The organism is Demequina sp. (genome assembly GCF_016278765.1).
In the GTDB taxonomy this organism is placed as follows: domain Bacteria; phylum Actinomycetota; class Actinomycetes; order Actinomycetales; family Demequinaceae; genus Demequina.
In genome coordinates, this window is sequence record NZ_JADQBE010000027.1 from 1 (window position 1) to 13,649 (window position 13,649).

Annotated in this window: 17 protein-coding genes; 3 read left to right on the forward strand and 14 right to left on the reverse strand. The window is 68.4% G+C overall.

Translation table 11 applies throughout. The annotated features are described in order from the left end of the window. Positions 1-40: 40 nt before the first annotated feature. The 5 genes from QZZ29_RS05370 to QZZ29_RS12755 all read right to left on the reverse strand — a co-directional run bounded on the left by QZZ29_RS05370 (position 41) and on the right by QZZ29_RS12755 (position 3,531). Complete coding sequence (locus tag QZZ29_RS05370; protein ID WP_291381958.1) at positions 41-952, reverse strand: FAD/NAD(P)-binding protein; 912 nt, start codon at positions 950-952, stop codon at positions 41-43. 11 nt (positions 953-963) lie between these two features. After that, the gene (locus QZZ29_RS05375; RefSeq protein WP_291381959.1) at positions 964-2,139 is read right to left on the reverse strand and encodes a 4Fe-4S dicluster domain-containing protein; all 1,176 of its coding nucleotides are present in this window, start codon (positions 2,137-2,139) and stop codon (positions 964-966) included. A 133-nt stretch (positions 2,140-2,272) separates the two neighbouring features. Then, the gene (locus QZZ29_RS05380) at positions 2,273-2,830 is read right to left on the reverse strand and encodes a hypothetical protein (protein ID WP_291381960.1); all 558 of its coding nucleotides are present in this window, start codon (positions 2,828-2,830) and stop codon (positions 2,273-2,275) included. Then, positions 2,785-3,255 carry a hypothetical protein gene (locus QZZ29_RS05385; RefSeq protein WP_291381961.1) on the reverse strand — a complete coding sequence of 157 codons (471 nt, stop codon included), beginning with the start codon at positions 3,253-3,255 and terminating at the stop codon, positions 2,785-2,787. The genes QZZ29_RS05380 and QZZ29_RS05385 overlap by 46 nt, the downstream gene beginning before the upstream one ends. 15 nt (positions 3,256-3,270) lie before the next feature. Beyond that, entirely contained in the window at positions 3,271-3,531 is a 261-nt protein-coding gene (locus tag QZZ29_RS12755) for an HNH endonuclease signature motif containing protein (RefSeq protein ID WP_366479096.1), read from the reverse strand. Between QZZ29_RS12755 and QZZ29_RS05390 the strand changes: the two genes are divergently transcribed. Next, complete coding sequence (locus QZZ29_RS05390) at positions 3,497-3,733, forward strand: hypothetical protein (protein WP_291381962.1); 237 nt, start codon at positions 3,497-3,499, stop codon at positions 3,731-3,733. The two genes, QZZ29_RS12755 and QZZ29_RS05390, sit on opposite strands and share 35 nt — an antisense overlap. Here QZZ29_RS05390 and rbsD read toward each other — a convergent pair. The 6 genes from rbsD to QZZ29_RS05420 all read right to left on the reverse strand — a co-directional run bounded on the left by rbsD (position 3,694) and on the right by QZZ29_RS05420 (position 9,674). Beyond that, the gene (rbsD, locus tag QZZ29_RS05395) at positions 3,694-4,083 is read right to left on the reverse strand and encodes a D-ribose pyranase (RefSeq protein WP_291381963.1); all 390 of its coding nucleotides are present in this window, start codon (positions 4,081-4,083) and stop codon (positions 3,694-3,696) included. The two genes, QZZ29_RS05390 and rbsD, sit on opposite strands and share 40 nt — an antisense overlap. Then, a complete protein-coding gene (locus tag QZZ29_RS05400) occupies positions 4,080-5,009 on the reverse strand; it encodes a ribokinase (RefSeq protein WP_291381964.1) in 930 nt (309 codons plus the stop codon). Before QZZ29_RS05400 ends, rbsD begins: the two co-directional genes overlap by 4 nt. Before the next feature lie 102 nt (positions 5,010-5,111). Beyond that, on the reverse strand, positions 5,112-6,053 hold the full coding sequence (locus QZZ29_RS05405) for a substrate-binding domain-containing protein (protein WP_291381965.1): 942 nt from the start codon (positions 6,051-6,053) through the stop codon (positions 5,112-5,114). 75 nt (positions 6,054-6,128) lie between these two features. Continuing rightward, complete coding sequence (locus tag QZZ29_RS05410; RefSeq protein ID WP_366479092.1) at positions 6,129-7,133, reverse strand: ABC transporter permease; 1,005 nt, start codon at positions 7,131-7,133, stop codon at positions 6,129-6,131. After that, the gene (locus tag QZZ29_RS05415; RefSeq protein WP_291381966.1) at positions 7,123-8,661 is read right to left on the reverse strand and encodes a sugar ABC transporter ATP-binding protein; all 1,539 of its coding nucleotides are present in this window, start codon (positions 8,659-8,661) and stop codon (positions 7,123-7,125) included. Before QZZ29_RS05415 ends, QZZ29_RS05410 begins: the two co-directional genes overlap by 11 nt. Continuing rightward, complete coding sequence (locus QZZ29_RS05420) at positions 8,658-9,674, reverse strand: LacI family DNA-binding transcriptional regulator (RefSeq protein ID WP_291381967.1); 1,017 nt, start codon at positions 9,672-9,674, stop codon at positions 8,658-8,660. Before QZZ29_RS05420 ends, QZZ29_RS05415 begins: the two co-directional genes overlap by 4 nt. A 489-nt stretch (positions 9,675-10,163) precedes the next feature. Here QZZ29_RS05420 and QZZ29_RS05425 point away from each other — a divergent pair, with 489 nt between their 5' ends. Together QZZ29_RS05425 and QZZ29_RS05430 are read left to right on the forward strand one after the other, a co-directional pair. After that, entirely contained in the window at positions 10,164-10,388 is a 225-nt protein-coding gene (locus QZZ29_RS05425) for a hypothetical protein (protein ID WP_291381968.1), read from the forward strand. 234 nt (positions 10,389-10,622) lie between these two features. Next, positions 10,623-11,018 (forward strand): hypothetical protein, encoded by a 396-nt coding sequence (locus QZZ29_RS05430; protein WP_291381969.1) that lies wholly within the window; start codon positions 10,623-10,625, stop codon positions 11,016-11,018. A 61-nt stretch (positions 11,019-11,079) separates the two neighbouring features. On the opposite strand, the gene QZZ29_RS05435 is transcribed toward QZZ29_RS05430, so the two are convergent. The 3 genes from QZZ29_RS05435 to QZZ29_RS05445 form a co-directional block, all read right to left on the reverse strand. Next, positions 11,080-11,256 carry a hypothetical protein gene (locus tag QZZ29_RS05435; RefSeq protein WP_291381970.1) on the reverse strand — a complete coding sequence of 59 codons (177 nt, stop codon included), beginning with the start codon at positions 11,254-11,256 and terminating at the stop codon, positions 11,080-11,082. A 282-nt stretch (positions 11,257-11,538) separates the two neighbouring features. Next, on the reverse strand, positions 11,539-12,762 hold the full coding sequence (locus QZZ29_RS05440; RefSeq protein WP_291381971.1) for a DUF2130 domain-containing protein: 1,224 nt from the start codon (positions 12,760-12,762) through the stop codon (positions 11,539-11,541). Positions 12,763-13,043: 281 nt separating this feature from the next. Then, positions 13,044-13,532 carry a hypothetical protein gene (locus tag QZZ29_RS05445; protein ID WP_291381972.1) on the reverse strand — a complete coding sequence of 163 codons (489 nt, stop codon included), beginning with the start codon at positions 13,530-13,532 and terminating at the stop codon, positions 13,044-13,046. Positions 13,533-13,649 lie beyond the last annotated feature (117 nt).

The window sequence follows — 13,649 nt, forward strand, 5'->3', positions numbered from 1 at the left end:
GGGGAATGGGCGGGGCCGGGGGAATGGGTAGGCGCGGTCATCACAACTCCCTCACGTTCATGAGCGGCTCGAGGCGCGCGTAACTCAGCACCGGGCCGTCCACGCAGATGAACAGTTCGCGGAGTTGGCAGTGGCCGCACAGCCCGATGCCGCACTTCATGGACCGCTCCATCGACAGGCGGATCCGCGACGGGGGCAGGCCGCGGCCGGTCAGCGCCGACGTGGCGGCGCGCATCATCGCCTCGGGCCCGCACACGAACGCGAACGCCTGGCGGGGGTCGAAGCCGGCGCGGGTGATCAGTTCGGTGACGAAGCCAACCCGGCCCTTGTAGCCGTATGGCGCGTTGTCCACCGTCATCTGCACGTTGACGTCGTTGAGGTCCGCCCAGCGGCGCATCTCGGGCCCGTAGAGAATGTCGTCCGGGGTGCGCGAGCCGTACAGCAGCAGCACCTTGCCGTAGCGCTCGCGTTCGGCAAGTACGTCCAGAATCGCCGGCCGCAGCGGCGCCAGCCCGATGCCGCCGGTGACGAAGACGACGTCGTTGCCCACGGCGTCGGCCGCATCCCAGGTAGTACCGAAGGGACCGCGCACCCCCACCTCGGTGCCCGGCTCCGCGTTGACCAGGGCCCGGGTGACGGCGCCGACGTTGCGGATGGTGTGCACGAGCGGTGCCGGGGTGCCGTCGCTGGCCACACCCCGTGGGTCGCCCGAGATGGAGATGGGCACCTCCCCCACCCCAAAGGCGTGGAGCATCGTGAACTGGCCCGCGCGGAACGTCAGGGGTGCGCCGTCGACGGGATCGAGCAGCAGGGTGAACGTGTCGCGGGTGTCCTCGCGGACCCGGGTGATGGCGTACCGGCGCGGGACCATGGGGTCTGCGTGTGCAAACCCGCCGCTGTCCCTGACCGCTGCGTTGTTCGAAAACCCTGCGTCGGCTGGTGCCGTGGTCATTGCCGTCCGCCTTACGTCATTGCCGCGCTTGTCTTGGAGCCGAGACCGCTCATGCGGCCCAGGGCCGCCGCCTCCTCGGTGATGTCGATGCCCGCCGGGCACCAGGCGATGCAGCGGCCGCATCCGACGCAGCCGAGCATCCCGAACTGGTCCTCCCAGGAGGACAGCTTGTGGGTGATCCACTGGCGGTAGCGGGCTTTGGTCGACTCGCGCATGGGGCCGCCGTGGATGTAGCTAAAGTTCGCGGAGAAGCACGAGTCCCACACGCGGTGACGCTCGGCGCTCTCGCCGGCCAGGTCCGACACGTCCGACACCGTGGTGCAGAAGCACGTGGGGCACACCATGGTGCAGTTGGTGCAGGCGAGGCAGCGGCTGGCGACGTCCTCCCAGCGCGGAGATTCGGCCGATGCCTTGAGCACCGCGCGGACGTTCTTGCGGTCGATCCTGCGGGTTTGGAAGGTGGCTGCGGCGTCGGTGATCTGAATCGCGCGCGCCTTGTCCTTGGTGGTGCCCTCGGCGGCCCCCACGGCGTCGGCGAGCTCGCGGCCCGCATCGGTGCCGATCTCCGCGACAAAGTGGTGGGTGTCCTTGTCCAAGACTTCGGTCAGCAGCAGGTCGTAGGACGGTTCGGCGGTGTAGGGGTTGATCGAGCCCGGGCGCGGTCCGGTGCCCATCGAGGCGCAGAAGCAGGTGGCGGCCGGGTCACCGCAGGCGACCGCGATCACCAGGGTGCCGTCGCGGCGGGCCGTGTAGTGGGCGTCCTTGTAGCGGCGGGCGCTCAGCACCTGGTCGTGGATAAGGACCGCGCGCAGGTCGCAGCTGCGGACGCCGAGCAGGGCGACCGGGGCGGCGTCGACTTTGTCGCGCTCCACGGAGAAGTGGCCGCCGCGGTCATGGTCGCGCCGGCCGCGCCACACCACTTCCCCGGCCGGGAAGAACACCGGCTTGGTGGACTGGGCGGGGGCGGCGAAGCCGAAGTAGGCGCCGTCGCCGCGGTCGGTGAGTCGGTAGGTGGCGGGCTCTTGGGTGTCGCCGACGCCGCGCGGCAGGTCGGAGATCGACCGGATCTCCCCGGTAACGATCGCGTCGCCTCGTCGGGTGGGCCCCATGACGCGGAAACCGTGCTTGCGGAGCTTCGCGATGAGCACGCCCAGATCCGATGGGTCAAGGATTCGAATGTCGCCCATGACACGCCTCCGTTTTTGACGTTAGACCCGCAGGAGAAGTGTTGAAGGGACGTAGGTCCTCGCGGCGGCGGGCGCGGTGGTGCGGTGGCGGCGTTCGTGGGGCAACGGCCCAAGCCAGTGAAGCGTAGACGCGCTAGCTGCGGTTGTCGTCCTTCTTGGACGTGAAGCGCGACCCGGCTGCGGCGCCCTTGATCGCGGATCGGACGCCGCTGGTTTTGTCCCAGGCGGCCTCGCCGAAGCCGCTCGCGCCATCCCCGGCCGACTGCAAGGCCTTCATGGCGCGCGAGGGTTCGCTGGCACCGGGCTCGGGCTTCTCGTAGTCGAGCACGGATGAGGGGAAGACAGTGGGGGTCGTCGGGAAGGCAAGGTGCGCGGCCTTGACCACGTCGCGTCCAAACGTGAAGCTGCCGACGCCGCCGATCACCGCGCCGATGCCGAAGGGGCGCACCTTGCCGATAGTCCTGGCACCCACCTTGCCGGTGGCCTGCAGTGCCTGCCGCGCGAGCACAGTGGCCAGCAGTGCGAGTGCCGAGTCCGGGAGTTGCTGAGTGAGGACTTCGCCCCAGCCCTGCGGCAGGGCCTTGCCGACGCGGCCTGCCGCGACGGTGCGCGCCGTGTTGATGCTGCCCGCTCCGGTGGCTTGCATCACGAGTTTCGACACCTTGCTTTGCGACTTCTCGCCGAGCAGCATGCCGAATACGAGCGGGCGGGCCCTGTCCGCATCGCGTACTCGATGCCGTGGAGCTCGGTGGCGGCGAGCACGCACAGGGCGCTGGTTTCGTAGAAGAACAGCAGGTCGGCGAGGCCGAGCGTGAGAGCGATACCCGTGCCCACGGCCGGGATGGCGGCCGATGCGCCGACGCCGGTGCTGGTGAGGGTCACGGTGGCGACGTAGCGCCTCTCGAGTTCCCTGAGCAACTCCGCAGGGGACGCGTCCGGCTTGTCCCTGCGAAGCGACTTGAGGTATTCGAGGACCACGGGCCGCTGGATCGAGATCGCCTGGTAGATCCGCGTCTGGACGTTGTCGGACTTGGCGGAGTCGCGCGCGCTGGCGACTACCGCCTCGGGAAGGTTCTCGTTGTCTGGGGAGGTGGGCGTCCGGTTGTTGGTGGGCATGCGTCCCCAGCGTACTCAGGGCGGATGCGGCGAAGGGTGGGTTGCCGCTACCCGCGCCGTTGGGGCGCACAGCATGACGCCGTTTGCCAGGTCGGTGCGGCCGCCGTTTTCCCACCAGCGAATGTGGTGGGCTTCGCAGTGTTGGGATGGGGCGTGACATTTTGCGCATCCCCGGTCCCGTTCCGTGAGGGCGAGGCGTTGCGCCAGTGAAAAGAGCGTGACAATATCTGAGGGAGCACCCATGAGCGGCTTCGCAGTCATCGACCTGGAGACCATCGGGTTCGCCTGCAACCACACGGAACGGGTGTGCGAGATCCGCGTGGTGCTCGTGGCCCCCGACGGTCGACGCGAGGACTGCTGGTCCACCCCGGTCAACCCGCAGCGGGACCGCACCGTCTCACAACGCAGGCGCGTAGCACGTACACCGCGTCGACGTCATCAGAACGGCACGCCGCAATGCAGGACGGCGTTGGCGTAGGGCGTCGCCTCACCGGTCCTGACCAGCAGCACAGCACGTGCCGACAGTGCTTTGAGGCCCTCGTGCGAGACAAGCTCGGGTACGCCGAAGTGGTCCACGATCACGGCGTAGGCATCGGGGTTGGCCAACGGCGTATCGCTGGCGATCGTCACGCGTTCGACGACGAGTTCCTCGGCCAGTGCGTTGATCACCTGGGCGAAGGTGGGGACGCCGAAGACGAGGGCCAGGTCGACGACGGGGACACCCGGGGGGCGGGGCAGGCCGCAGTCGGCCACGACCACCATGTCGGTGTGTCCGAGCCGGGCGAGCGCTCCAGACAGTGCGTCGTGGAGGATGCCGCGGCGTTTCATGCGACCACCTCGGCCGCTGTCGGGTACGAGCCTTGCGCACCGCGTCGGGTCACCGCGTGGGCGGCCACCAACGTCGATTTCCGGATCGCCGACTCCAGGTCCAGGCCGTCGGCCAGCGCTACGGCGAGCGCCCCGACGAACGCGTCGCCTGCCCCGGTGGTGTCCACCGCGGCGACCCGTTGAGCCGGGACGTGGACGCCGCCCGGCGCCACATCGTCTCCGCTCTGCACGATGACCGCGCCCCGTCCGCCGAGGGTCACCACCACGGAGCGGGGACCGAGCTCTAGGAGCGCCGTGGCCGTCGCGAAGTCTTGGGAGATGGTGGGTTTCGGCGCCGGGGCGACGCCGAGCAGGAAGGCGGCCTCCGCCTCGTTGACCACCAAGGGGTCGGCCGCGGCGAGGGTCTGTGCGCTGAGGGCCGCCGCCGGTGCGGCGTTGAGCACGACTCGTGCTCCCGCGCGGGACGCGTCCGCCACGACGCGGTCGACCGTCTCGAGCGGGATCTCGAGCTGCACGACGAGGACGGCCGTCTCGGACCACAGGCCGGCGAGTTCGTCGACCACGTCGGCGTTCACCAGGCGGTTGGCGCCGGGCGAGACGACGATCGAGTTCTCCCCGTCGGGGGTGAGCAGGATCAGGGCCGTGCCTGTGGGGGCGTCGACCTCGCGCAGTTGCGTGACGTCGACACCAGCACGCATCAGGGAGCCGCGCAGCAGCCGACCGCTGTCGTCGCGGCCGACGCAGCCGACGAAGCTGACGTCGCCCCCAAGAAGGCCCGCGGCGACGGCCTGATTGGCTCCCTTGCCTCCCGGCGAGGTCACGAGGTTCGATCCCAGGACCGTCTCACCACCGGCGGGGCGGTGCTCCACGTCGATGACCAGATCCACGTTGGCCGAACCAACCATGATTATTTTGCGACGACTCACGTCATACTCCCTCTCGGTCCGCCGCAGCGCGGGCACACTGCGGCGGACCGTTGTGAAGGGGCGGGGGTGACGCGTCGGTCGGCTCGCCCCCCGCCCGGGTGGCTAGTCGGCGGTCAGGACAACAACAGGGACACCGACGACGGCGTCGACCGGATCACCGGCGAGCAGGGCGAGCGCGGCCTCCACGGCGGCGCGACCGAGCTCTTCGGGTTGCTGGGCGATCGAGGCGTACAGGGTGCCGGCGTCGATTGCCGCCACGCCGTCGTCCGTGCCGTCGAAGCCCACCACGAACACGTCCGTGCCGGCACGGGAACCGAGGGCCTGGATCGCGCCCAGTGCCATCTCGTCGTTCTCCGCGAAGATGCCGACGACGTCGGGGTTCGCTTGGAGCAGGTTGGTCGCGACGTCGAGCCCCTGAGCACGGTCAAAGTCGGCCGGCTGCATGGCGACGACCTCGATGTTCGGGAAGGCCGCGATGCCTTCGGAGAAGCCCTGGCCGCGTTCACGGGACGCGGACGTACCCGCCACGCCCTGCAGGACGATGACCTTGCCGGTTTCGCCGATGGCCTTCGCGAGCGCCTCGGCGGCCAGCTTGCCGCCAGCGATGTTGTCCGAGGCGATAAACGAGTCCACCTCGACGCCGGTGACCGCCCGGTCCACGGCGACGATCGGGGTGCCACTCTGGATCAGCGGAGCGAGCATCGCACCCGCGGCGTCGGAGTCGACCGGATTGATCAGGACGGCGTCCAGTTGCTGGGCGCTGAAGTTCTGCACCTGATCGGCCTGCTGGGTCGCATCGTCGCGAGCGTCGGTGACGACGAGCTCGACGCCTGCCTCGTCGGCGGCCGCCTGGGCTCCGTCGCGCAGGGAGACGAAGAAGGGGTTGTTCAGAGTGGACAGTGCCAGGCCGAGACTGACCTCGCTAGTGGCGGCGCCTGTGCCGCTGTCGATGGTGGCATCCGTGCCCGTGTCGGACGAGCAGGCCGCGAGGGCCAGCGTTCCGGCAAGGGTGACTGCGGCGAGCCGCAGGAATGGCTTGGTCATGCGAAATCACTTCCTTGTGTGTTGGTCCCCGGGGAGGTTCCCCGGGGGTCGTGCGGGTGGTGCGGGTGGTGCGGGTTAGTTGCGGCGCTTGCGGAGTGTGTCGGAGAGCACCGCAAGAGCGATGACGGCTCCAATGACGACCTGCTGCCAGAAGGAGGACACGTTGAGCAGATTGAGGCCGTTGCGGATCACGGCCAGGACGAGGGCGCCAACAAGGGTGCCGAACGCGCGCCCCTGGCCGCCCGCGAGTGAGGCGCCGCCGATGACGACGGCCGCGATGGCGTCGAGCTCGTAGCCGGCGGCCGCCTGCGGCTGGCCGGACGCCAGGCGGCCCGCCAGCACCAGACCGGCGACCGCAGAGAACGTTCCGGCGAGTCCGTAGATGATCAGCTTCTGCCGGCCCACGTTGATCCCGGACAGGCGGGCGGCCTCCTCGTTGCCGCCGATCGCGTAGATCGCCCGTCCGGTGTAGGTCCGGTTGAGGATGAAGGCCGCGAGCAGACCGAGCGCCACCATCACCAGCACCGGGACCGGTAGCCAGCCCCACAGCGAGCTGCCGAACCACGTTACGGCGGCGGGCTGGGCGACGGGCACGCCGCCCGACAGCACCAGGGTCAGGCCGCGGGCGATAGACAGCATCGCCAGGGTGGCGATGAATGCTGGCAGTCGACCGTAGGCGATGAGCACGCCGCTGACGAGGCCGGAGGCGAGGCCCGCCGCCAGGCCGAGGAGGATGGCCAACAGCGGAGGGAGACCGACGTCAGCGACCATGAGCCCGGTGACGATGGCGGTGAGCGCGGCCACCGAGCCGACCGATAGGTCGATGCCCCCGGAGATGATGACGAAGGTCTGACCCAACGCCAGGATGGCGATGACGGCCGCCTGCACGCCGACGTTCAGCAAGTTCTGCGTGCTGAGGAAGACCGGGCTCAGCAGGGCCATCGCCGCACCCAGCAGCAGTAGCGCGCCGAGCGCACCGTTGCGGCTGGCCGCGGAGCGCAGCCGCTCGGTGAGTCGCTGGGCGTTGGTCTGCTCGCCGGGGCGGGGGGAGGTTCGGATCGGGGGCGCGTCAGAGGGCACGGCTCGACTCCACTTCCTTGACGGCCAGGGCCATGATGGCATCCTGGGTGGCTTCTTCGTGGGTGAGTTCGCCGACGAGTCGGCCGTGCGCCATGACGAGGATCCGGTCCGACATCCCCAGGACCTCTGGGAGGTCGGATGAGACCAGCAGGACGCCACGCCCGGACGCGGTGAGCTCGTTGATGAGTTGGTAGATCTCGACCTTGGCGCCGACGTCGACGCCGCGGGTAGGTTCGTCGAGCAGCAGGACGGCCGGGTCGGCGGACAGCCACTTCCCCATGACGACCTTCTGCTGGTTGCCGCCGGACAGGTTCCTCACGGTGGTGCGGATGCTCGGGGTCCGGATGCCCAGGTCTGCGACGGCGCGGTGCGCGCCCCGTTCGAGCCTCGCCCGGTCGACGAGGCCGAGACGTGTCGCCGCGCGCAGGGAAACCAGGCTGAGGTTTTCCGCCACGCTGGCGCCCAGCACGAGCCCTTGAGCTTTGCGGTCTTCCGGCACCAAGCCGAGCCCGGCGTGGATCGAGGTCCGGACGTCATGCCGCGCGACGGGTGTTCCCCGGAGGGAGACGGACCCGGCGGTGTACCGGTCGGCTCCGAAAGCGGCTCGCAGCAATTCTGTGCGGCCAGCACCCACGAGGCCGGCGAGTCCGACGACCTCTCCCGCACGAACGGTGAGACTGATGTCCTCGAACGATCCCGGCGACGACAGGCCACTGATCTGAAGAAGGTCCTCACCGGGTGCCGTCCGGACCCTCGGGTACTGGGACGCAATCGCGCGGCCCACCATCAGCCGTACGAGCTCGTCGCGCGGCGTCGCGGCGCTCACCGTTCCGATGCCGACGCCGTCGCGCAGGATGGTGATGCGGTCGCCGATCCGCTTGATCTCCTCGAGGTGATGGGAGATGAACACCAGACCGACGCCCGCACTGCGGAGCTCGGTCATCAGGGCGAGGAGGCGGTCGACCTCGTCGTCGGTGAGCGTCGCCGTCGGCTCGTCGAGGATGAGGATCCGTGCGTCAAGGCTCAGTGCCTTGGCGATCTCCACGAGCTGCTGTCGGGCGACGCCGAGCGTGTCTACCGGAGTGCGGGGGTCGATCGTCAGGCCGACCCGGGCGAGGGCGGCGCCTGCCTGGGCGTACATGGCTTGCCGGTCGACGATCCCGAAACGGCGCGGAGGACGGCCGAGCAGGACGTTCTCCGCGACGCTGAGCCCAGGGACCAGGTTGAACTCCTGGTGGATCGTGGCGATCCCGAGCGCCTCCGCGTCCCTGGTCGTGTTCAGGGTCACCGGGTGGCCGTCTACAACGACCTGGCCCTCGTCCGGTTGATAGACGCCCGCGAGGCACTTGATGAGAGTGGACTTGCCAGCTCCGTTCTCGCCGAGCAGCACGTGCACCTCGCCAGCGTGGAGGTCGAACGAGACGCCACCGAGGGCGGTCACGCCCGGGAAGCGCTTGACCAGGCCCTCGACCCGGAGGAGCTCCACTCCTGTGTGGGGGCTTGTCTTCTCGCGTGCAGGCTCGTTCACCGGGATGCTCCTTGTGAACCTCGTGTCGACTCGCGGAGGTGAAGGACGCACCCGAGCCGATCGTCCGAGACCTCCCGGCCGGCGATCCGGTCGAGAAGCATCTCGACGGCGCGGCGACCAAGCGCAGCGGTGGGTTGCTCGATCGCCGTGAGCGTGGGACTGAGCAGGGAGAACCACGGCAGGTCGTCGAAGACCGCGACCGCAAGCGACTCGGGCACCGGCGGGGCGCTATCGCGATGCGTGGCGAGGTACTCGATGGCGCCCAACGCCATCGAGCCGTTTGCCACAAACACGGCGTCCGGGATCGAGCTCCCGGCCATCAGGGCGGCGAGCTCGATGCGGCCCGAATCGCGGCGAAAGTCTCCGTGGCGCACACGTGACGGGGGCAACCCGCGACCGTGCCGGGCCAAGGCATCGCGGAAGGCCGCCAGCCTTTGCCTCGAGCTGCCCGCCTCGTCGGGGCCGGTGATGATCGCAAGGTCTTGACGCCCGGTCTGCACCAGATGGTCGACGAGTTCGGTAATCGCGTCGGTGCCGTCGGCCAGCACCGAGGGCGCATCGACGTCTGCCGCGGGCCGGTCCACGAGGACGAGGTGATCGCCGCGCGCCGCAGCCTCGTGTAGCAGAGGCGATGTCTCGGCGGTCGGCACCACGATCAGTCCGTCGACCTGGCGCTCAAGCAGGATCCGCACGTAGTGGTCCTGCTGGCCGGGGTTCTCGTCGGCGTTGCCGATGATCACGGAGAACCCGGCCTGCCGGGAGGTGTCCTCGACCGCGCGGGCCAACTCGGTGAAGAAGGGGTTGAGGAGGTCCGACACAACCAGGCCGATGGTCCGGGTGCCGGTGCTCCGCAGCGACCGCGCGACGGCGTTCGGTCGATAGTTGAGGCGGAGTGCCGCTTCCTGGACGCGGGCCTGGAGCTCCGGAGATACGTTCGGATGGCCGGTCAACGCGCGGGAAGCCGAGGACGGCGCAACGCCGGCCGCGAGAGCGACATCTTTGATGCTCGTCATCGGGTTCCGTTCATCGGTGAACAGGTGGAATCGATTCCAAGGAATCGATTCCACAATCAGAGCACAAGCCGCCCCGTCGTGTCAACCCGTCGCGTTGCTTTACGGGAGACCTCCGCGGAGGTCGATACGTTGCCCAGGTTGACTTCCTCGGTGTAGCGGTGCGGCAGCCGCGCCCTGGGAAGGCGTCGGGATGAGCCTGTTTCTACAGTCTGGCATTGCCACTACTCCCCATCAACGCGCGATCGCCGACCCGAACGTCCGGAAGATGCCCATCGCGCGGAGGAGTGCCGCCTTCAAGACCACCAAGCCCGCTGCCCTGTCGCCGAGCATCCTCGCCCCCCGGCAGGCTCGAAACTCCTGTCCTGGCCAAGAGCCCGGCACCGGTCAAACCCGCCGTGAGCCGGGCCTGGAACGGCTGAACTTTGCGGGGATCCCTCATTGAGATGGACCCCGGCGCTACCCTCGGAGTACCGAGGGAGGGGACTACCCATGAGCGGCTTCGCAGTCATCGACTTGGAGACCATCGGGTTCGTCTGCAACCACATGGAACGGGTGTGCGAGATCGGCGTGGTGCTCGTGGGCCCCGACGGCCGCCGCGAGGACTGCTGGTCCACCCCGGTCAACCCGCAGCGGGACCGCACCGTCTCACAACGCAGGCGCGCAGCACGTGCACCGCGTCGACGCGACCGATGCGCGCATCGCGCCCACGTTTGACCGCATCGCGCCCACGTTTGACCGCATCGTCGGCGACCTCACGGACCTCCTGGCGGGGCGCGTCGTCGTGGCGCACAACAGTGCCTGTGACGCATCGCTCCTGGTAGCCGAGCATGCGCGCGCCAGTTGGTGGGTTGGCCTGACGCACGACATGACGTGGTGCACGATGCGTCTGGCGGGGCGGTTTGGGGCGCGGGCGAAGCTGGGGGGTGTTGCGCGCACTTTGGCGTGGAAGTGGCTGATGCCCACGCCGCCCTGGTCGACGCCGAGGCCACCGCCGCGCTGTTGGCCGCGAATATGCGCGCGGCGGGGTCGTTCGCGCGGGTCGAGGGCCTTGACGGCGCCGACGAGTACCTGGACCTGCGAGCTAGGGCATTGCAAGATCGCGTGCTGCTGGACAGGAAGATCTCTGTATCGCGTCCTTTGAATGCGCAGCGCCGTGCGCTGGAAGGCATGGCGACGACGCTCGGGCTGGGGGCAGACGACGTGGTCCGGCTGAACTGGCACCGCATGCTGCGTCTGTGGATAGCGGCGGTGATTGCCCGGGACCCGGGGAGCGGGTCGGGCGAGGCGCGCAAGGCTCGGGAGTACGGGATCCCAGTGGTGGGGGAAGGGGTGCTCGGCGCGTAGCAGGCCCGGATCCCGGAGCCATGTGCCGTCAGGGTCGGGATTTCAGTGATCCCCCGCGAAGCTACTTCCCGGTGACAACGGAGGCTCCGGGTTGGGTGCCTCCAGCCAGCAGTCGATACTCGAGCGCGAGTTCCTTCACTTCCGAGACGCTCGCATTGTCGACGATCCTCACGAGTTCCGCCAAGACTGCTGACTTCGCGTCCTGGATAGTCACCGATTCTTCAGATTCCGTGGCCACTTTGGGCCTCCTCTCATTTTTCAGGCCAGCATCGCAAGCCACTCCGACACGGTTGGCCAAAATTGGTGCTCGTCTGCTGTGACGTGCTACTGGCGGCAGGGAGACCGTCAACACGAGCGGCCCTGACTCACGTTTCGCGCTCGCACTCTCCTGGCGACGACCTCGAACTGCGGCAGCATCAGGGGGCGCAACCCGCGCAGCGCCGCTCGCTCGTTTCAGGCTCAATGACGATTCCTCGGAATAGACAGGGGCGTCCAAGACGTGCCCGCGCGAGGAACCCCGTCACTCCGCGGTTGCGCCGTCCCCGTCCTTCAACGCGTCGAACTTGGCCGCCATCGTCGCGTTGCCGCGGGTGAGCTTCTTGATGGTCACATCCTGTGCCTTGTCGTTCGCGAGGCGCAGGTTGCGCTCGGACCCCAACAGCGCCTCCTTGGTCTTCTGCAGGTGGTCGATGGACTTGTCGATCTCGTCGATCGCCAGCTGGAAGCGCCGCGAGGCGAGGTCGTAGTTCTTCCCAAAGGCGGTCTTGAACGCGTCGAGTTGGCTTTCAAACTCGGTGACGTCCACGCTTTGGGCGCGCACCAGCGCCAGCTCCTGCTTGTAGGCGAGCGAGTTCTGGGCGGCGTTGCGCAGCAGCGTGATGATGGGGATGAAGAACTGCGGCCGCACCACGTACATCTTGGGGTGGCGGTGGGAGACGTCCACGATGCCGCCGTTGTACAGCTCGCTGTCGGGTTCCAGGAGCGACACCAGCACCGCGTACTCGCAGCCCTTCTCGGTGCGGTCCTTGTCCAACTCGCGCAAGAAGTCCTCGTTCTTGTGCTTGGTGGCGGTGGTGTCGGATTCGTTCTTCATCTCGAACATGATGGAGACCACCTCGTTGTCCGCGTCGTCGGACTCGCGAAAGATGTAGTCGCCCTTGCTACCCGTGCGAGCGTCGTTGTCCTTCTCGAAGTACGCCTTGGGGAACGCGGTGGCGCGCAGGCGGTTGAACTCGGTCTCGCAGTGCTGCTCCAGGGTCTCGCCGACCATCTTGGTGGACAGCCGCGCCTTCAGGTCCTTGAGGCGTTCGATGGCGTCGTCGCGGTCCTTGATCTGGGTGTCGCGCGCCTTGAGCTCAGTCTCGTACTTGTCCTTCAGTGAGGCCTCCCCGAGTTTCATCTCGAGTTGGGCCTTCTCAAGCCCGCTGCGGAGTTCGTCGCGCTGCTTCTCCACCGCGGCGACCGCGTCCCGCACCGCGAGCTGTTTGGCCACGTCGTCGGCCTCGAGCTTGGCCTTGAGCGCCTGGATCTCGGAGTCCTTGGCGGCGGCGGCCTGCTGGAGCTCGGCCTCAAGTTGAGCCTTGGCGAGTTCGACGGCGTTGAGCTTGTCCTTTTCGGCCAGGGCGAGCCGCTCGTGCAGCGAGGCCTCGAACTCCTTGGTGCGCACTTGGGCGACGATGTCGGCGTAGCCAGCCTCGTCGATGGTGAAGGCTTTGCCGCAGTGCGGGCAGACGATCTCATGCATGGCGTGGGTCCCCTCGTTGCTCGCAGTTTATGGGGTGGGGCCGACGCTGGGGTCAGGCAACCGCCGACGCTGGGCTGGGGCCGCCACCACTGCCGGGCTGGGCGCGCTCGACGACGGACTACCAATCGGGCATTTAAGCCTGAGCTGAAATGAGAAATTCGGTGACCCGGCCCCGCAACAGAGGGGCTGTTCGCCAGGGCTGGTGCGCGTTCGCACCCCCGTGCGCGGAGCATCGTCCGCCACCGGGACGCCCTGCCCCATAATGCCCCGCTTGAGAACCGCTACGCAGCCAGCCCCAGCCGAGTGCGCACGGGGACTGCGCACGGGCGGTCCAGCCAGGTGACGTGGGCGGCGGTGGCGGTCAGCGCGCTGGAGGTCTGGTGGGGCAGGCACGCGACGGTGGTGGGGACGCCGGCGTCGGCCAGGGCGCGGACTGATCTGCGGAAGATGTGGGATCCGCTGGCGATCACCACCTCGCTGTAGCGGCTTGCGATGAAGTTGGTGTCCTCGAGTGCGGTGCACAGCGCGAGGTCCGCGCCGTGGCGGCCGCCCCGCACTATCAGGCGTGCGAAGGGCGCGAGTGCCTTGACGGTGAACGCCCAGTCGGGAGCGACGGCGATCACCAGATGGTCCGTGTCCTCGCGGAAGCCCACGGCGTTCAGCGACTCGGTGATCGCGAACTCCCAACACGCCGCACTGGCATCTGCTGGGTGACAGCCGAGGAGGTTCTGAGCATCGACAGCGATGAGGCGGCGACGTATGGGGGACATAACGGGCACCCTTCGTTGGGTTTTCACCCGGGACGGTCGCCTCGGGCTTCGTGTAACGAAACGATAACAAACGAATAACGGAAGCACAACGACGACACGGCGGTGGGGTGGGGAGAC